This is a genomic window from Gemmatimonadota bacterium (assembly GCA_009692115.1).
Lineage (GTDB): Bacteria > Gemmatimonadota > Gemmatimonadetes > Gemmatimonadales > GWC2-71-9 > SHZU01.
Genome location: SHZU01000004.1, coordinates 118,488 through 137,132, shown reverse-complemented (window position 1 = coordinate 137,132; position 18,645 = coordinate 118,488). Strand labels below are relative to the sequence as shown.

Below are 18,645 nucleotides of genomic sequence, written 5' to 3'. Positions count from 1 at the left end.
ACTCGGCACTCGGCACTCGGCGCTGAGCAATCTCGAGGAGGAAGGGATGATGACCGTGGTGGCGGGGTTGAGGGAAAAGGCGTATCAGGGGAAGCGGGGGTATCCGATCACGGTGGATACTTCGGTGGATGAGGTGCTGGCCCTGACCCGGACGAGCGTCGGGGCGATCAAGGATGACTTGGTCAACGCCGGGATGTTGTGGGAGGACAGTCCAGTGGTGGTTGACGGCAATCTGATTGCCTCACGAACGCCGGCCGACCTTCCCGTATTCTGTAAGACTCTCATCAAGGCGCTCACCATATGATCTCTCGTTTCCTGCTCCTCGCGGTGCTGGTCCCGGCCGCCGCGACGGCGCAGACCCCGCGCGGGCGAGCCTTAGGCATTCCCTTCGAGGGAAAGACCGAGCCGTCCAACGCCATCACCGACGTCCCGGGCATTGCCGTCGGTCACAGCACCATCATCAAAGGCGAAGGCAAGTTGGTGCCCGGCGAGGGGCCGATCCGAACCGGGGTGACCGCCATCTTGCCCCGTCCGAGGGGCAACTGGGATTTCGTGATGGCGGCCACGCTCAATCAGAACGGCAAGGGCGACATGACCGGCGTCAACTGGATCGAGGAATCAGGCTTTCTCGAGGGACCGATCCTGCTGACCGGTACCCATAGTGTCGGGGTGGTGCGCGACGCCGCGTTGCAGTGGCAGTTGGCCCGGGGCCGGGAGTTCGTGTTCACCTACCCGGTGGCGGTGGAGACGTTCGATTTCCTGAACGACTCGAACGGACAGCATGTGAAACCGGAGCACGCCTGGGCGGCCCTCGATGCCGCCAAGCCAGGACCGGTCGTCGAGGGTCCGGTTGAGGGCGGAACCGGGATGGGATGCAACGGCTTTAAGGGCGGGATTGGGACGTCGTCGCGGGTGGTGAGTCTATTCGGCCGCGAGTACACGGTCGGCGTCATCCTGCAATGCAACTACGGGGGCGACCTCCAGGTGCTCGGCGTACCGGTTGGGCGGGAGGTCTCCGACCTCCGGCTCTGCGCGACCCTGCCGCAGACCCGCTCGTGGATTGCCGGCGTGCCCGAGTGTGGGGCCCCGGCCCCGGTCCGGCCCGATCAGGACGCGGCGGCGGAGGCGGCCAAACTCGGGCGCGGCTCGATCGTGGTGATCGTCGCGACCGATGCGCCGCTCGTTACCCATCAACTGAAACGGATTGCTCGGCGGGTCGGCATGGGACTCGGCAAGCTCGGCAGTTGGGCTGGGAACGGCTCCGGCGACTTGTTCCTGGCGTTCTCGACCGCTAATCCGGGGGCCTCGAAGGAAGACGCTCTAGCGAAGCTTGAGATGGTCCCGAACGACGCCATCGATCCGTTCTTCCGAGCTACCATTGCCGCGACCAAGGAGGCGGTGGTCAATGCCATCCTCGCCGCCCCCCCCGATGTTCACCGGCGTCGACGGCCTCCGGATTCCGGGACTACCCGGCGACCGCGTCATGGCGGCGATGAAGAAGTACGGCCGGATCAAATAGGGAGACCCAATGTCCTTACGTGAATGCCAGCAGCGAGTCGATGGGTGGATCTCGCGGTTCGAAGAGGGTTATTTCGATCCGCTGACCAACATGGCCCGGTTGTCCGAGGAGGTCGGCGAACTGGCTCGGGAGGTCAATCATCGGTTTGGCCAAAAGACCAAGAAGAAGGACGAGGCCGCGGGTGACCTGGGCATGGAGATGGCCGACATCTTGTTCGTGCTGATCTGCATGGCCAACCGCGAGAAGATCGACCTTCAAGAGGCGTTTGACCGGATGATGGAGAAGGTCGACACCCGGGACACAACTCGGTGGACCCTTAAGGGCTCAGCACTCGGCGCTCGGGACTCGGCACTCGGCTAGTGGGGGGGGCGTTATTCCCAGTGACGGGGGGCGCCGGTGAGTTCGTCGAGCAGGCCGGCATAGCTCTCGTACCGGGTCGGGTCCACGGTGCCGGCGGCGACCGCCGCGCGAATGGCACAGCTGGGCTCGATCAGGTGGCGGCAATCCGGAAACTTGCAAAGATCGATCAAATTCCGGAACTCGGGGAAGCACCTGGCCAACTCCCGAGGCTCGATGCCGGCGAGGCCCACGTCGCTGAAGCCCGGGGTGTCGACCAAGAACCCTCCCCCGTCGAGCGGCACCATAATGGCGCTCACGGTGGTGTTCTTTCCTCGCTCGATCTTGGCGGAGATTTCCTGGGTGGGCAGGGTCAGACCGGGCTGAATTCGATTGAGGAGGCTCGATTTCCCAACCCCCGACGGGCCGGTCAGCAAGGTGACCCGGCCCCGAAGTTCCTCGGCGAGGGCATCGATCCCTTCGCCCGTCCGAATACTTGCCGGCCACACGTGATACCCGGCATTCCGAAACCGGCGACTGAGATCGGCGTGACCGGCAAGGTCAATCTTGGTAATGACCAGGCCGGTCGGAATCTCATTGGCTTCGGCAATGGCGAGTAGCCGGTCGATCAGGCTCACGATCGGCTTGGGCTGGGTCGCAGCGGTCAGGACGAGCACTCGGTCAAGGTTCGCCGCCACGGTCCGAGAAGACCGGCCGTTGACGCTTCGGCGTTCGAGCACGTTCCGCCGCGGCTCGGTCCCGGTAATCCCGCCGGCTTCGAGCAAGACTTGGTCGCCGACGACCACCCGGCGCTTGTCCTCATGCTTCAGCTTGCCCCGGAGCGCCGCGACGATCTCTCCCGCTCCGGTGGCAACCCGGTAGGTCGAGCCGGATCGTTGCAGCACCAAGCCCTTGTCGCGGGTTACCACCCCTCCGGCCGATCGAGAATGGCTTGATCGAGCGCGGCCTTGACGTCGAATAAGGACAGGGCGCCCAACCGTCTCTCGGCATCGGCGGGGTCGTGGCCCCACGCCAGGTGCTCCGATTCGACGTGTCCGACGGGATTGTGGCCGGTCGGATCCCACCGGATAAACAGCAGGGCGGCGCCGAACAGGCCTCGAGCATCGGGTTCGTCGTCGAGATAGGGGGCGCACGAATAGGCGTGGCCGTCGCGGCCTTCAAACGCCGCAGCCCGTTCGTGTTTGGCCATATAGCCGCCTAACGTAAACTCCACAGGAAACACCAGCACTCCCTCTCGAATCAAAAGCAAGGTACCCCTGCCGACCGCGTTAGGCTAGACGCCGGCCGCGAGCCGTTTGGGAATGGTCAGCAACGCCTCGCAGCCCTTGCGATCCGGCCGATTCCGGAGCACCAAGTGGCCCCCGTGCGCCTCGGCCACCTGCCGGCAGAACACGAGCCCGATGCCAGACCCGCTCGGTTTGGTGGTATAGAACGGAACGAACAGGTTGGTCGTGGAGGCCAATCCGGGCCCTTCGTCCTGGACGACGAGCTCAATCGAGTCTCCCAGGTCGGACCAGCCGACCTCGACCACGACGAACGTGAAGCCGGGCGCCTTGGCCAGGCTCCGAAGAGTGTGCCGCAGGGAGCTCCTGAGTGACCGCGACGGTGAGGGTTAGTCGGCCCGGAGGGCGGTGACCGGGTCGACCCGGGTGGCTCGACGGGCCGGGATCAGGCACGCGGCCGCCGCCACGGCGAGGAGAACGAGGGGTCCGGCCAGGAAGGCCACCGGATCGTACGGGCTCACGCCATAGAGCCATGTCGAGAGGACCCGGCTCGCCAAGGCCGCGATGGCGAGACCAACCGCGAGCCCAATCACCGCCAGTTGGAGGCCCTCGCGAAGCACCATCCCGCGAACCGCGTTGGGTTCGGCGCCGAGCGCGATCCGGATCCCGAGTTCACGAGTCCGGGCCACCACGCCTTGGGCGATGATCCCGTACAACCCGACCGCGGCAATAGCCAAGCCCGCCAGACCGAGCACGGTGAGCAACATGGCCGCGAGCCGAACCGGGAACAGCGCCGTCCCGACTTGATCCGTCAGAACCCCGGTCGACATGACCGGCATGGCGGCATCGAGTTCCTTGAGGGTGCTGCGCATCGTCACAGCCAGAGTAGCCGGACTCCCGGTGCCCCGGGCGATGACCACGGTCGGCGAGTCGAAGCTCTGATAGAGTGGGTAGAAGATCTGCGGGGTTGGTTCTTCGCCAACGGTCACGACCTTGATGTTCTTGACGACCCCGACAACTTCCCGCCACGTGGTCGATCCGCGGGTCGAAAGGCGCCGGCCAAGGGCTTCTTTGCCGGGCCAGAGCAGCGCGGCCGCCGCCTCATTCACCACCACGACGTTCGGTTGACCCCCGCGGTCCTGCTCCGAGAAATCCCGGCCGGCCACGAGCGTGGCGCCGAGAGTCTTGAAGTACTGGCTCCCGACATGGGCCCGCTGAACTTCCGGATACCGGCCGTTCGGCGGTTCGGCGCCTTCAGCCACGATCTCGTTGGAGTTGACGTTCAGGTTGAGCGGGGGACGGGTGGTCGTCGAGACCGCCGACACCCCCGGTATGCCCCGAAGCCGCTCGACGAATCGCTTGATGAACGCCTGCGACCGTTCGTTGGCGAAGCCTTGCTGCTGCGGATCGAACATCAAGGTGGCCGCGCCGGCCGGTGCGAATCCAAGGTCTACCGCCGCGGCCCCTCGAAGCCCTCGAAGCATCAGGACCGACCCGACCAGAAGAACCGCCGACACCGCCAGCTGCCCGGCCACCAAGCCCGACCGGAGCCGGGACCGGGCCGCGCTGCCGCGACTCCCCTCCCGAAGGTCAACCTGGAGATCCGGCCGGGAGGCCCGGAGCGCCGGAACCAGCCCAAACACCACGCCGGTGCCGATTGCGATCACGCCGGTGAACAAGAGAACCCGCCAGTCAATCACCACGTCGAGGCTCAAGGGAACACCAACGGGAGGCTGGAAACGAATCAGGATGCTTGCGAGCCAGGCGCACACCAAGAGACCTACCAGGCCGCCCGCGACCGACAGGACCATGCTCTCGGCCAACAGCTGCCGGATTATCTGCCCCCGACTCGCGCCTAACGCCATCCGCACCGCGATTTCCCGGCGCCGGCCGGCCGCCCGGGTCAGGAGCAGCGTGGCCAGGTTGGCGCAGGCAATTATCAGGACGAGACCCGGCACCACCAGCAGACCGAGCGACACGCCGGCCACCGCGCCGTCGATCGCGGGGTTGAGGGTCACCTTCGAGGTCGGCACCACGAGCAGGGTCCGGCCACCGTTCGTTTCGGGATACATGGTTCCGAGCGATTCGGCGAGCCCGGTCAGGTTCGATGCCGCCTGCTCCGCCGTCACGCCGGGCTTGAGGCGGGCCCGCATGAAGCTGTTGTGATTGCCTCGGGCCGTGAGGAACGTCGAACCGGGGAACAGATACGCGGTGGCGGCGGCGGGGACGAACACCTCGGCGATCAGCCCCCGCACCATGCCGCGGAACTCCGGCGGGGCGATGCCCAGGGTCTGAAAGGGCATGCCGTTGAGGCGGACCGTCGTCCCAACCACCCGGGGGTCGGCTCCGAATTCGCGGGTCCAGAACCCGTGGCTCAGCACCACCACCGCCGGTGCCCCCGTCACATCGTGCTCCGCCGGATCGAATCCCCGGCCGATGGCAATCGGGACCCGGAGCACCTCGAAATAGTTCCCGCTCACCACTTCCGTCCAGACCGACTTGGTCAGATCGCCGCGCGAAAACCCGAGCGTCTGGAGTTGGAACAGTGCCACACCCGAGAACACCGCGTTCTGGTCTCTGACGTCCTGATAGTTCGGATACGAGGTCGTCGAGTACCGGAACCCCGGGCTCGTTTCGTAGACATCGACCAGCGTCGCCGGGTCGGCATACCCCGGCGGCCGGAACAGGATCGAGTTGACGATGCTGAAGAGGGCACCGTTGACGCCGATCCCGAGGGCCAGAGTCAGCAGCGCCACCAGGCTGTACACCGGGGACGCGAGCAACTGCCGAATGGCATAGCGAATGTCGTTCATTCCGACCTCAGGGCCACCTGGGTCTACTACGCCTTCAACATCGATTCTTCTTCAACCACCTTGCCGTCGAAGAGCCGGATTTCCCGGTCGGCCCATTTGGCATAGCGGGGATCGTGGGTCACTATGACGATGGTGGCCCCGCCCTGGTGAAGCTCGCGCAGCAACTCCATGACCGCCTCGCCGTTGGACGAGTCCAAGTTGCCGGTCGGTTCGTCGGCCAGTAGGATGGCGGGGTCACCGGCGACGGCCCGGGCCACGGCCACCCGCTGTTGCTGACCGCCCGATAGCTGCGACGGGTAGTGCTTGATCCGGTGCGCCATACCAACCCGCTCGAGCGCCTGAGTCACCCGGGTGTTCCGTTCGGCCGATGGCATGCCCCGATAGGTCAGCGGCAGTTCGACATTCTCGTAGACCGTCAGGTCGCCGATCAGGTTGAAGGCTTGGAAGATGAACCCGATTTGCCGGTTCCGGACGCGGGCCCGTTCGGAGGGTGTCAATGACTCGGCCGAATGACCGGCGAGCGTGTACTTCCCGCTGCTCGGAGTATCGAGTAACCCGAGGATCGAGAGCAGTGTGGTTTTGCCGCAACCGGACGGGCCGGAGATCGAGACGAACTCACCTTTCGCCACCGTGAGGTGAATGTCGGCGAGCGCGTGGGTCTCGAGCTCGTCGGTCATGAACACCTTCTTGATGCTTTCCAGGCTGATCAGCGTTTCGCCAGGAGCGGTCATTGGGACTCCAAGAGGTTATTTGATGCGAACACGGTCAACGTTGTCCCACTGCGACATGTCCGACATGATGATGATATCGCCGGGGTTCAACCCTCCAACAATCTCGACCCGGCTCACCGAGGTCCGGCCGAATTTCACTTGAACCCGCTCGGCATGGCTCCCGCCTTCGACCAACTTGAAGACGGTGCCGGGGCTGTTCTGCTGGGCAATGGTCGGCCGGCCGACGTGGAGCACGCCCTGGAGCCGTTCGAGCTCGATCACGCCATCGACACTCAAATCAGGCCGGGAACCATTCGGGGGGGCGCCATCGAGAATGACGTCCACCGTGACCGTGCCGTTGATCGAGGCCGGATCGATCCGAATGATCCGTCCCGGTGCCAAACCGTTGCGGGTGTCGATCGTCGCCTTCTGGCCGATGGCCAGATCCTTGGCCTGGGTCTCGGGAATCCGGAGCACCGCCTTGAGGCGGATCGGGAGCGGCACCACCTTGGCCAAGGTGGCACCGGGCAGCGCATACTGGCCGGCCTGGAACGGGACTTCTTGGAGGATGCCCCGAGTGCCGGCCCGAACCACCATCGAGCCGGCGAGTCCATGCTGGAAATCGGCGATCGAGCTGAGCCGCTCGATCTGCTGCTCCTGCACCCTGATCTGGTCCCCGATCGTGTTCGAGAGGACCTCGAGCCGTCGCTCTTCGAGCTTCAACCGCTCGACCAGCGAAGCGGCCCGTTCCTCGGCCTGCTGCTGGTCGAGGGGCACGATGAGGTTCTTCTTGAGCAGCTCGGCCCCGGCCTCGGCCCGGCGCTTGGCATCGGCCGCTTCTTGCCGCAGTTGGGTCACCAGCGAGGCTTGGTTGAGTCGGTTGCTTTCCAGGCTCGTCTTGAGTTGGACCAGCGCCGCCTTGGCGTCGGTCAGCTGGCGATCGGCGTTCAACGTCTGGATCTGGACGTCCGGGTTGGTGAGTTCCATCAGGATGGTCCCGGGCTCGACCGTGACCCCCGCCAAATGGTGGATCTTCTCGATCCGGCCCGGCGTCACCGCCGTGATCCACCGGATGTCCTCCGGGACCAAGGTGCCGGGGCCCCGCACTTCCCGGAGCATCTCACCCCGCACCACCGAATCGAAATAGATGGTGCCCCGCTCCACCGTTGGCGACGCCGGCTTGAGCCGAACCAGGGCGACCGAAACGGTCACCAGCACGGCAACCCCCGCCACCCCGAGGATGATTTTCTTCTTGCTCCGTGGTTGATCGCGAACGATGTCCAATGGGTCTCCCGAATTCAATAATGCGTAGTGCCGAGACCATACTAGCGTGCCGACCACGGCGGCTGCCGGTCATCCGTCGTTGACACCCCAAGACCAACGGATCGTCTCGTTGGTGGCCGAAGGCAAGACGAACAAGGAAATTACCGTCGCAATGGGCCTCTCAGCAAAAACCGTCAAGAATTATCTCCACACCGTCTTCGACAAACTCGGGATCCAGCGACGATCGCAAGCGGCGGCCCTCCACGCCAAGAAACGGCTGACCCGCTAGCCCGTCGGGTAGAACGTCCCGCCGGTGCGGGCCATCTCGACCAGAGCCTCGCACGGCGCAAACCGGGGCCCGTGGGCCCCGGCCAACGCCTCGAGGGTGGCAACGACGACCGCCGCGCCTAACGAATCGATCAACCGAAGCGGCCCCCCGAGGAACGGGGGAAATCCGATCCCGAAGATCGCCCCGATGTCGCCGTCCCGCGGCGACCGGATGACGCCTTCCGCCGCGGCGCGGGCGGCTTCGTTCAGCAGCGGGTAAATCAACCGCTTTTCGACCTCGGCGGTATCCGTGTTGGCCAGCGGTTTAATGCCAAGCAGCTGATAGACCCGAGGGTCGGGATCGGTCTTGTGCCCGTCATGATAGAGATAAAACCCGGTGCCCACTTTCCGGCCGAGCCGGGTCACCTCGACCAACTTGGCGATGGCCGGCGCCGGCGCCAACCGGTCACCGAAGGCCTCCCGCATCACCACTCCGCCCTTGGCCGCGACATCGATCCCGACTTCATCGAGAAGCGCGATCGGGCCGACTGGCATCCCGAACTTCACCATGGTGCGGTCAATGACCTCGATCGGCACGCCTTCCACGACCAAGTGGCCGGCCTCGACGAAATACGGCGCGAGGATGCGATTGACCCAGAAACCAGGCCGGTCGGCCACCACGATCACCGTCTTGCCGAGTCTCCGCCCGAACCGAACCGCGGTCGCGATCGCGTCGGGACTGGTGTCGGAAGTGGCAATGACCTCCAGCAGCGGCATCCGGTCAACCGGCGAAAAGAAATGCATCCCGAGGACGTTCTCGGGCCGCTTGGCGCCCTCGGCGATCCGGGCAATCGGGATGGTCGACGTATTACTCGCGAACAACGCCTTGGGCCCGAGTACCGCCTCGCACTCGGCCAACACCCGGCGCTTCACGGTCAGATCCTCGAAGACGGCCTCGATGACCAAGTCGGTCCGCTCGAAGCCCGCGAAGCTGGTCCCGCCCGACACCAAGTCGGCCAGACGCTCGCCCTCGAATCGGGTGATCTTCCGGCGAGTGACCTGTCCGCGAACGAGGTCGCGAGCCGCCTTGATGCCATTGCCGACCCGGCTCAACTCGGCGTCCTTGAGACGGACCTCGCACTTGGCGGTGGTGATCGCCGTCCCCGCGATGCCCGCCCCCATGAACCCGGAACCCACCACGCCGAGCCGCTGAATCTCCCGGGGGGCGGCCGACCCGCCGGCGACCCCGTCGTCCTTCTTCATCGCGTTCGTGGCAAAGAAGATCTGCACCAGCTGCCGGGACACCGGCGTCACCGCCAACTCACCGAACCCCCGGGCCTCGGCGGTGAGGCCGGCATCTTTGCCCTGCTCCAGCCCGATCCGCACCACCTCGAGGGCGCGAAGCGGCGCCGGGTAGTGTCCCCCGGTCTTCTTCTGCACTTGGGCCCGGGCCGTCCGGTACACCAACCGTCGGCCGAGCGCGGTCCGGTCAAGCAAGGCGGCCTCAAGGCCGGCCGCGGGCTTTCGACGAGGCTTGCCGTCGCGGGCCAGCCGATCGGCCGCGGCAACGGCCGTCGCGAGCAGAATGCTCTCCGGCACCAGTTCATCGACCAGACCCAGTTTGAACGCCTTGGCCGCGCGTTCACTCTTGCCGGCCAGGATGATGTCGAGCGCGGCCCGGGCCCCGATCAGCCGGGGCAGCCGAAAGCAACCGCCGGCTCCCGGCAGCAACCCAAGTTGGACCTCCGGCAGCCCGAGCAGGGTCTTCGGATGGTCTGACGCGACCCGGTAGGCGCAACAGAGCGACAACTCGAGGCCAAGCCCGAGGCAGGCACCGTGGATCGCTACCACGATCGGTTTCGGAAACCCCTCGATCCGCTCGAGGAAGGCATGGCCCTGCCGGCTGGCCCCCTCGGCATCGGCCGCCGAGGTGAAGGCGACGAACTGGTTGATGTCGGCGCCGGCAATGAAAGTGTCGGGTTTACCCGATCGAAGCACAATCGCCCGGACCGCGGAATCAGCGGCGAGGCGATCGAGGGTGGTGGCGAGTTCGGTGCTGTGCGACAGACTGAGGCTATTGACGGGCTCGCCGGGCACATCAATCGCGATCACGGCAATGCCGGGTTCGGTGACCGTGGTGGTCAGGAGCGCCATCAGACCCGCTCCAAAACCATGGCGAACCCCATCCCACCTTGGGCGCAAATCGAGACCAGCCCGAATTGCACGTCGCGCCGCTGCATCTCGTTGGCCAGCGTCGTCACGATCCGGGCTCCGGTGGCCCCAAACGGATGCCCGATGGCGATCGACCCTCCAGAGACGTTGGTCCGGTCCCAATCGATCTCACCGACCGGACCCCGGCGGCCCATTTTCTCCGCCCAGGCCTTCGAGGCCCACGCGTCCACATTCGAGAGCACCTGCGCCGCGAAGGCCTCGTGGATTTCGACCAGGCCAACATCGGCCAGGGTGATCCCCGCCCGATCAAGGGCCTTCGGGACGGCGAACACCGGACCCATCAGGAGTTGCCATCCCGGGTCGACGGCGGCCACCGCATAGCTCCGGATCGCGGCCAGCGGCTTCATGCCAAGGGCCCGGGCCTTGTCGTTCGACATGATCAGCGTGGCCGCCGCCCCGTCGGTCAGCGGGGAGGCGTTCCCGGCGGTCACCGAGCCGTACCGACGATCGAACACCGGCCGCAACGCGGTCAGCGCCTCGAGCGTGCTGTCCGGTCGAATCCCGTTATCGCTGGAGGTCACCTCGCCCATGTCGTACCCCCCGAACCACGGCGCGATCTCGGCGGTCAGTCGCCCGTCGGCCGTGGCCGCGGCCGCGCGCTGATGGCTCTGGAGCGCAACCCGGTCCTGGGCCTCCCGAGTGATGCCGTTCTCCTTGGCCATCTTCTCGGCCGATTGCCCCATGGACTCGCCGGTCGACGGCTCGGCGATGGCGGGAGAGACCGGCACCAAGTCCCGGGGCCGGATCTTCGCGAAAATGCCGACCCGCTCTCCCAAGGACTTGGCCCGGCTGGCGGCAACCAGGAGCTGGCTCATTCGGCGCGAATGAAGGATCGGAATATCCGACAGCGATTCGACCCCGCCCGCCACGACGACGTCGGCATGACCGAGCACGATCTGATCGTGGGCCGCGGAAATGGCCTGGCCGGCGGAGGCGCAGGCCCGATTGAGCGAATAGGCCGGGATGGTGCGAGGAAACTGCGGCAGGAGGCTGACTTCCCGGGCCACGTTAGGCGTCACGACCGACGGGACGACTTGTCCGAAGATGACTTCATCGACCTCGCGCCCGTCGATCCCGCTGCGAGAGAGCAGCTCCCGCGTCGCGAAACGCGCCATGGCGACGGCATTGGTGTCCTTGAACACTGATCCGGCCCGGGCGAACGGGGTCCGCACCCCGGCCACGATGACCGCCTGCCGCTGGGTCATGGCGTTACTTTGGATTGCGGGCGAGGACGCTGGCCATCGCAGCCCACTGAGCGTTGTCGGCCGGCTCGAAGGCTTCTCGGCCATGGACCATGGCCAGCGGGGCAACCAGGCCCGAGATCTCGCCAAATTTGAGCAAGTGGGCTTCTTGCTGCGGGCCCCAGCCGAGCTGCCGCTGAATCTCGAGATACGTCTCGAAGATCAGGACGCCGCCGGGGCCGACCAATTGGGTGACCTGGGGCATCCGGGGGCGATCGAGGTAGTTGAAGAGCAGCACCACGTCGAACTGGCCGAGGTGGGGCCAGGTCCGCTCCAAGTCGGCCTCGACCCATTCGACCGAGAGCCCGAAGCCCTTGGCGGCATCCCGGCCCTCACGAATCTTGGCGGGGTCGCGGTCAACGGCCACGACCTGGGCCCCGAGTTGGGCGGCAGCCAAGGCATGCCGCCCGGCGCCGCAGGCAAGATCGAGGACCCGGTTACCCCGGCGCATCAGCGCCGAGTGCGCGGAGAACCAATAACTGGGACGTTGCTCGAATCCGAGCTCGGGTACCGTTGGACTTATAGGCAGACGATGAACCCTTCCACTCGTGCGACCATTTGGGTTCTCTCCGCCCGCCGCTGCGACCTTTTGGTAGTCGGTGGCGGGGCTACCGGAGCAGGGATTGCCCGCGAAGCCGCCTGGCGCGGCCTCGCGATGGCCCTGATTGAACGGGGCGATTCGGGTCGGGCACCAGTTCCCGATCGAGCCGGCTGATTCACGGCGGGCTCCGCTCCTTGGAGCACCGGCGCTTCGGCCTGGTTCGAGAGTCACTGGCCGAGCGGGGCGTCCTGCTTCGGACTGCCCCCCACATCGTCCGGCCCCTCGGCTTCCTGTTCCCGGTCTACCGAGGCGACCGGGTGTCCCGCTGGAAAACCGAGCTCGGCCTGACGCTCTATGCCCTCTTCGCTCACGGCGGTAATGTGCGCCGCCATCGACCCTTGGGCAAGCGAGGAGTCCTGGAACACGAGCCGCTCCTCAAGGAACCGGGGCTGTCGGGGGGCGCGCTCGACTGGGACGCCCAATGCGACGACGCCCGATCGACGCTCGCCAACGTCCGTTCGGCCGCCAGCCACGGCGCCCTGGTGGCCAACCATACCTGGGTGACCGCGTTCGAGCAGGAGAACGGCGGGATTACCGGCGCCATCCTCGAAGACCAACTGACCGGCGCCCAGGGAGCCGTCCGCGCCCGGGTTGTGATCAACGCCACCGGTCCGTGGGTCGACGTCGTCCACCGGCTCGAAGATCCTGGGGCCGGGCCGTCGATCCGGACCTCATGAAAGCCCGAAGCGCCATCGAACCGCCCCCCAGCGGAGAGGCGTACAAAATCGAGGCCTTGTTCGCCCGCGGGGTGGCCCGCGGATTGACCGAGCCGGTCGTCGCCCATTTGGTCGGTCAGCACGGGTCCGAGGTTCCGGATCTCTACGGCATCGCCGACGAATGGCCCCACCTCAAAGAACCGGTCCACCCCCATCATGGCGCGATCGGCGCCGAAGTGGTCCACTCGGTCCGAACCGAGTATGCCCGCCGACTCGATGACGTGATGTTCCGCCGATTGTCGATTGCCCACGAAACGCCCGACGCCGGCCTCGCCGCCGTGGACCCGGTGGCCCGACTGATGGGCAAAGAACTCGGCTGGGACGAAACCCGCCGACGCGAGGAGTCCAACCGCTACCGCGACCTGGCCCAGGCCATCCCAAGACGCCGCGGTTTATCTTAAGTCGCCTTACCCCAGTCCCCACAGCCGAGTACCGAGTGCCGAGAGCCGAGTGCCGAGCATGATCGATCCCAACGTCTTCGAAACCGCTAATGCCGGTTTTGCCCAAGCGATCTACGAGGAATACCTCAAGGATCCCGCGACCGTTGCCCCCGAGTGGCGCCGGCTCTTCGAATCCGGCCGCGTCGGGGAGCGGCCCGCGGTCGTCCTGGCCCCGACCAATGGCGCCAGCGCCCCAGCGGCAGCGACCAACGGCTCGGCGGCACCGCCCAATCGCCAGGCCCTGAAGGGACCGGCAGCCCGTCTGGCCGTCAACATGAGCGAGAGTCTGACGGTTCCGACGGCGACAACCTTCCGGGAGATCTCGGTCCGGACGCTGGAGTCCCGGCGGGCTGAACTCAATCGGGCCGCGAAAGCCGCGGGACGGATCGAGAAGGTCTCGTTTACCCACCTGATCGGATACGCCCTGGTCCGGGCAGCGGCCGCCCATCCGGCCATGGCCACCACGTTCATCATGACGGACGGAGTACCCCACCGGGTCGATCCCGATGGGATCAATCTCGGCATCGCGGTCGACGCCGAGCGGAAAGATGGGAGCCGGGGACTCGTGGTCCCGGTCATCAAGCACGCCGAGCGACTGGACTTCGCGGCCTTCTACGCGATCTATGAGGGGCTGATCGACAAGGCCCGGACCAACAAGTTGCTGCCCGACGATTTTGCCGGGGCCACGATGACCCTGACCAATCCGGGTGGCCTGGGCACGGTGGCCTCGGTGCCGAGGCTCATGGCCGGTCAGGGCAGTATCATCGCCGTCGGGGCAATCGGCTACCCGCCCGAATACCACGGCCTGACGCCCGAACAGATCGCCGGGCTCGGGGTCGGCAAGGTGATGATGATCACCAGCACCTACGACCACCGGGTAATCCAAGGGGCCGAATCCGGCGCGTTTCTTCGCACCATGGAAGGGCTGCTTCAAGGCGAAGACCGGTTTTACGAGCAGGCGGCCGCCGCGCTCGGACTCCCGACGGGCACCGCGCCGGCCCCGAGGCCGCCAGCCGATCCGAGCCCAGCCCGGATCGCCGCCACTAGCGACCTCGAGCAAGTCGCGGCCGCCATGGCGCTGGTCAAGGCCTATCGAACCCACGGCCACCTTGCCGCGCACCTGGACCCGCTCGGTAAGTTGCCGTCCGGTGATCCGGCTCTCGATCCCGGGCCGCTCGGACTCACTCCCGAGGTGATGGCCCACCTCCCTGCCGCAGTCCTCCGGATGGCCGTCCCGGGCGCGACACTGGCCGAGGCCCTGCCCAACCTGACCGCGACGTACTGTGGCACGATTGCCTACGAAGTCGAACACATTTCGAACCACAACGAGCGAGTCTGGCTCCGCCAGCAGATCGAATCGGGGGCCCACCGGCAGCCCCTCGACCGCAACGAGAAGCTCGAGTTGCTCGATCGCTTGATCCAAGTCGAGGCCTTCGAGCGGTTCCTCCACAAGGCGTACCTCGGCCAAAAACGATTCTCGATCGAAGGCGTCGACCTGCTGGTGCCGATGCTCGACCAAGTCATCGACATGGCCGCCGATCAGGGCGCCCGCGATGTCGTCCTCGGCATGGCCCATCGCGGCCGGCTCAACGTCCTCGTCCATACGGTGCGGCGGCCGTACGTCACGGTCTTCGGCGAGTTCGAGGGCAAGAAACCCGGCAAAGAGGGCGAGGACGAGGGCACCGGTGACGTGAAGTACCATCTCGGCGCAGAGGGCTCCGTCATCACCAAGTCGGGCCGTTCGATCACCGTGGCCCTGGCCCACAACCCGAGCCACTTGGAATTCGTCGGGGCGGTGGTCGACGGACGGGCACGCGCCCGCCAGACCCAGCGCCGCGCCGCGGAGGCGTACCACGACTCAACAGCCGCCTTGCCGGTGGTGATCCACGGCGACGCCGCCTTCGCGGGCCAGGGCGTCGTCCAGGAAATGCTCAACCTCGGCGCCCTCCGCGGGTACCGGACCGGCGGCACGATCCACATCATCACCAACAACCAGGTCGGGTTCACGACCGACGCCATCGACTCGCGGTCAACCCGGCACGCCAGCGACCTGGCCAAGGGGTTCGACATTCCGATCATTCACGTCAATGCCGACGACGCGGAGGCCTGCTTGGCCGCCGTCCGGCTGGCCATGATGTACCGGGAGCGATTCCGGGAAGATGCCTTGGTCGATTTGGTCGGCTACCGCCGCCATGGCCACAACGAGGGTGACGAACCGAGCTACACCCAGCCTCAGATGTACGAACGGATCAAGTCGCACCCGACGGTCCGCGAGGCCTACAGCCGGACCTTGGTGGCCGAGGGCGTCCTCACCGCCGAGGAGGCCGAGCACCGGTACGGGGCGGTCTACCAGCACCTCATCGATCAGCAGCAGGGGTTGAAGGCCTCGCACTCCCAGCCCACGCCGGCCGAACCGGCGCCAGCCAAGCTGGTGTTCGAGGACCCCGCCACCGCCGTCGAAGCCAAAACCCTGCTGGCGCTGAACGATCAACTGCTGACCTACCCGGACGGCTTCACGGTCCATCCGAAACTCACCCGCCAACTCGAACGGCGCCGGACCTCGATGGGCCCCGAGGGCGGCATCGATTGGGGCCACGCCGAGTCCCTGGCGTTTGCCACGCTCCTCGCGGAAGGCGTTCCGGTCCGGTTGACCGGACAGGATTCCGAACGGGGCACCTTCAGCCACCGCCACTTGGTGCTCCACGACGCCAATAGCGGCCAGACCCACTGCTCGATGCAGCGGCTGCCGGGAGCCCTGGCCTCGTTTGAAGTGCACAACAGCCCGCTGTCCGAGCTCGCGACGTTAGGCTTCGAGTACGGTTATGCCGTGGCGGCCTCCGACGCGCTGGTCCTCTGGGAGGCCCAGTTCGGCGACTTCATCAATGGGGCACAGGTCATTGTGGATCAATTCCTGGCGGCCGGCCTATCCAAATGGGGCGTGACCTCGCGGCTTACCCTACTGCTGCCCCACGGGCATGAGGGCCAAGGCCCCGAGCACTCGAGCGGCCGCCTGGAACGGTTCCTCCAACTGGCGGCCGAACAGAATATCCGGATCGCCAACTGCACGACGGCGGCCCAGTACTTCCACTTGATCCGGCGCCAAGCCCGCCGGAACCGCCAGCGGCCGCTGATCGTCTTCACGCCGAAGAGTCTGCTCCGCCTCGCCCAAGCCAACTCGAACGTCGCGGAGTTGTCGAGCGGCCAGTTCTTCCCGGTGCTCGACGATCGGGCGGCCCGGTCGCGAGCGGACCAGGTCACCCGGATCGTGATGTGTTCGGGCAAGGTGTACTACGACATCCTGGCGGAGGCCGACCGGAACCCGGCCACCCGGCCGGCGCTCGTCCGGCTCGAACAACTCTACTCGTTCCCCGAGAAGGAGCTTCGGGCCCTCTTGGCGGGATACCCCAATGTTCGGGAAGTCGTCTGGTGTCAGGAAGAGCCTAAGAACATGGGCGCGTGGACCTTCGTGGCTCCCCGTCTGAGCGGGCTGCTGGCCGGCCAGGCGTCGCTCCGGTATGCCGGCCGCCCCGATCGGGCCAGCCCGGCCGAAGGCTCCCACCACGCCCATACGGTCGAGCAGGCCCGGATCGTCAAGGAAGCGGTCGGGTGACTCCTACCGGGCCGGCGACCCGGGCGGGGCGGCACGGAGGTACTGACCCGGCCAACTTGTGGCCACGCCAAGAGCCTGGGCAGCCTTGAGTGGCCAATACGGGTCCCGGAGCAGTTGGCGAGCCAGCATGACCAGATCGGCTTGGCCGGTGCGGATGATCTCATCGGCCTGAGCCGGATCGGTGATCAACCCCACGGCCGCCGTCAGGATCCCGGCGTCGCGGCGGATTCGCTCGGCAAAGGGGACTTGATACCCCGGCCCGAGCGGAATCCGGACACCCGAGACGTTCCCCCCCGAGGAGCAGTCGAGCAGATCGACCCCCAGCCCCTTGAGGAGGCGGGCGAGTTCGATCGATTGATCGAGATCCCACCCACCCTCCGCGTAATCGGTCGCTGAAATTCGGACGAAGAGCGGGAGCCGATCCGGCCACTCCGCTCGAATCGCCATGACCACCTCGCGCAACAGCCGAGTCCGTCCTTCGAATCCGCCACCGTACTCGTCGGTCCGCCGGTTGCTCAGCGGCGAGAGAAACTCATGAAGCAAATAGCCGTGGGCGGCGTGGAGTTCGATGAGTTGGAAGCCGGCCTGGAGTGACCGGCGGGCCGCATCGGCGAAGGCCTGTACCACCGCCGGCAGCTCCGACCCCTCGAGCGCCCGAGGCATCGGATAGCCTTCCGCAAACCGGATCGCGCTCGGACCAACCGCTTCGAAGCCCCCGTCGGCCTCGGATACCATTCCGCCACCGGCCCACGGGGCCGCGGTGCTGGCTTTCCGGCCGGCGTGGGCCAACTGGATGGCCGGGACCGCGCCGTGCGCCGCGACGAACCGGGTAATCGGCGCCAACCGGTCGATGTGGTCGTCCTTCCAAAGCCCGAGATCGCTCGGGCTGATCCGGCCCTCAGGCACCACCGCGGTGGCCTCGAACACGACGGTCCCCGCCCCGCCAATGGCCCGGCTCCCGAGATGCACGAGATGCCAGTCCGTAGCAAACCCATCGTGACTCGAGTATTGGCACATCGGGGAAACCACGATCCGGTTCGGGAAGACGAGATCCCGGATCGACAGCGAATCGAAGAGTCCCACGGACTTAGAGGGGCTTTTCGACCAACCCCCGCACCGTCTGCTTGATGCCGTCGGAGAGGTGTTCGCCGTAGTGGAGCAGGAAGACCCCGCGAGCCCGGCGGGCCAACAGGAATCCGAGGAAGGGCATGTCCGCCTTGGCCGCGTTGCAGGACTTGCAGGCGAGGACCAGATTGTCCGCCCGGTCGTAGGCGACTTTGCCCTTCCGGGGCTGGACATGGTCGAGGGTGATTTCCTCGCCCGGGAACGACAGGCCACAATAGGCACAGACCGGGCCGTGAACGGCCATCAACTGGTCTCGGTGGCCTTGGTAGGACTTGCTACCGGTCCGCCGGAGGGTCTCGGAACTACGAGCCTGGGTCGGGGCGGGAGCGCGGCGAATACTTGAAGGTTTACGCACAGGGAACAAATCTAACATGGTGGCCGGTGCCTAGTGGCGGCGCGGGCACCTCCGCTAAACTTGTGGCACCCGATTTCACCACCCCACCATATTCCAATCCGGTGCCGGATTAGGGAGCGCACTCTGCCGGTCTCCGCCGTTTCAGCGAAGAATTCTCTGGCGTGGTCCGCCAT

General features: G+C 66.3%; 16 protein-coding genes and 1 pseudogene. 7 read left to right on the top strand and 10 right to left on the bottom strand.

Annotated elements, in window-relative coordinates; translation table 11 throughout:
• Positions 1–46 precede the first annotated feature (46 nt).
• From EXR94_06485 to EXR94_06475, 3 genes and pseudogenes are all read left to right on the top strand, one after another.
• Positions 47–304 (top strand): hypothetical protein, encoded by a 258-nt coding sequence (locus EXR94_06485; protein ID MSR02371.1) that lies wholly within the window; start codon positions 47–49, stop codon positions 302–304.
• Positions 301–1,519: pseudogene (locus EXR94_06480) on the top strand (S58 family peptidase). Before EXR94_06485 ends, EXR94_06480 begins: the two are co-directional and overlap by 4 nt.
• Positions 1,520–1,528: 9 nt before the next feature.
• On the top strand, positions 1,529–1,879 hold the full coding sequence (locus tag EXR94_06475) for a nucleotide pyrophosphohydrolase (GenBank protein MSR02370.1): 351 nt from the start codon (positions 1,529–1,531) through the stop codon (positions 1,877–1,879).
• Between the two features lie 11 nt (positions 1,880–1,890).
• Here EXR94_06475 and rsgA read toward each other — a convergent pair whose 3' ends face one another.
• The 5 genes from rsgA to EXR94_06450 all read right to left on the bottom strand — a co-directional run bounded on the left by rsgA (position 1,891) and on the right by EXR94_06450 (position 7,906).
• Positions 1,891–3,009, bottom strand: coding sequence for a ribosome small subunit-dependent GTPase A (gene rsgA, locus EXR94_06470; protein ID MSR02369.1), 1,119 nt, complete (start codon positions 3,007–3,009; stop codon positions 1,891–1,893).
• 140 nt (positions 3,010–3,149) lie between these two features.
• On the bottom strand, positions 3,150–3,458 hold the full coding sequence (locus EXR94_06465; GenBank protein MSR02368.1) for a HAMP domain-containing histidine kinase: 309 nt from the start codon (positions 3,456–3,458) through the stop codon (positions 3,150–3,152).
• 30 nt (positions 3,459–3,488) lie between these two features.
• Positions 3,489–5,912, bottom strand: coding sequence for an ABC transporter permease (locus EXR94_06460; protein MSR02367.1), 2,424 nt, complete (start codon positions 5,910–5,912; stop codon positions 3,489–3,491).
• Between the two features lie 26 nt (positions 5,913–5,938).
• A complete protein-coding gene (locus tag EXR94_06455; GenBank protein ID MSR02366.1) occupies positions 5,939–6,643 on the bottom strand; it encodes an ABC transporter ATP-binding protein in 705 nt (234 codons plus the stop codon).
• 15 nt (positions 6,644–6,658) lie between these two features.
• Complete coding sequence (locus tag EXR94_06450; protein MSR02365.1) at positions 6,659–7,906, bottom strand: HlyD family efflux transporter periplasmic adaptor subunit; 1,248 nt, start codon at positions 7,904–7,906, stop codon at positions 6,659–6,661.
• 46 nt (positions 7,907–7,952) lie between these two features.
• Here EXR94_06450 and EXR94_06445 point away from each other — a divergent pair, with 46 nt between their 5' ends.
• Complete coding sequence (locus EXR94_06445; GenBank protein MSR02364.1) at positions 7,953–8,174, top strand: response regulator transcription factor; 222 nt, start codon at positions 7,953–7,955, stop codon at positions 8,172–8,174.
• Here EXR94_06445 and fadJ read toward each other — a convergent pair.
• From fadJ to EXR94_06430, 3 genes are read right to left on the bottom strand one after another with little or no spacing between them, the layout of a single operon-like run.
• Positions 8,171–10,306, bottom strand: a complete 2,136-nt coding sequence (gene fadJ / locus EXR94_06440) for a fatty acid oxidation complex subunit alpha FadJ (protein MSR02363.1) — start codon at positions 10,304–10,306, stop codon at positions 8,171–8,173. The genes EXR94_06445 and fadJ overlap by 4 nt on opposite strands.
• Complete coding sequence (locus tag EXR94_06435) at positions 10,306–11,589, bottom strand: acetyl-CoA C-acyltransferase (protein ID MSR02362.1); 1,284 nt, start codon at positions 11,587–11,589, stop codon at positions 10,306–10,308. The genes fadJ and EXR94_06435 overlap by 1 nt, the downstream gene beginning before the upstream one ends.
• A 4-nt stretch (positions 11,590–11,593) precedes the next feature.
• Positions 11,594–12,076, bottom strand: a complete 483-nt coding sequence (locus tag EXR94_06430) for a class I SAM-dependent methyltransferase (protein MSR02361.1) — start codon at positions 12,074–12,076, stop codon at positions 11,594–11,596.
• A gap of 260 nt (positions 12,077–12,336) precedes the next feature.
• On the opposite strand from EXR94_06430, the gene EXR94_06425 reads away from it, so the two are divergent.
• From EXR94_06425 to EXR94_06415, 3 genes are read left to right on the top strand one after another with little or no spacing between them, the layout of a single operon-like run.
• Positions 12,337–12,903 (top strand): FAD-dependent oxidoreductase, encoded by a 567-nt coding sequence (locus EXR94_06425; protein ID MSR02360.1) that lies wholly within the window; start codon positions 12,337–12,339, stop codon positions 12,901–12,903.
• On the top strand, positions 12,900–13,343 hold the full coding sequence (locus tag EXR94_06420; protein ID MSR02359.1) for a hypothetical protein: 444 nt from the start codon (positions 12,900–12,902) through the stop codon (positions 13,341–13,343). The genes EXR94_06425 and EXR94_06420 overlap by 4 nt, the downstream gene beginning before the upstream one ends.
• A 58-nt stretch (positions 13,344–13,401) precedes the next feature.
• Complete coding sequence (locus EXR94_06415; GenBank protein MSR02358.1) at positions 13,402–16,992, top strand: multifunctional oxoglutarate decarboxylase/oxoglutarate dehydrogenase thiamine pyrophosphate-binding subunit/dihydrolipoyllysine-residue succinyltransferase subunit; 3,591 nt, start codon at positions 13,402–13,404, stop codon at positions 16,990–16,992.
• 3 nt (positions 16,993–16,995) lie between these two features.
• On the opposite strand, the gene EXR94_06410 is transcribed toward EXR94_06415, so the two are convergent.
• Both EXR94_06410 and EXR94_06405 read right to left on the bottom strand, forming a co-directional pair.
• Positions 16,996–18,291, bottom strand: a complete 1,296-nt coding sequence (locus EXR94_06410; protein ID MSR02357.1) for an NADH:flavin oxidoreductase/NADH oxidase — start codon at positions 18,289–18,291, stop codon at positions 16,996–16,998.
• Positions 18,080–18,490, bottom strand: a complete 411-nt coding sequence (locus tag EXR94_06405) for an HNH endonuclease (GenBank protein ID MSR02356.1) — start codon at positions 18,488–18,490, stop codon at positions 18,080–18,082. The genes EXR94_06410 and EXR94_06405 overlap by 212 nt, the downstream gene beginning before the upstream one ends.
• Between the last annotated feature and the right edge of the window lie 155 nt (positions 18,491–18,645).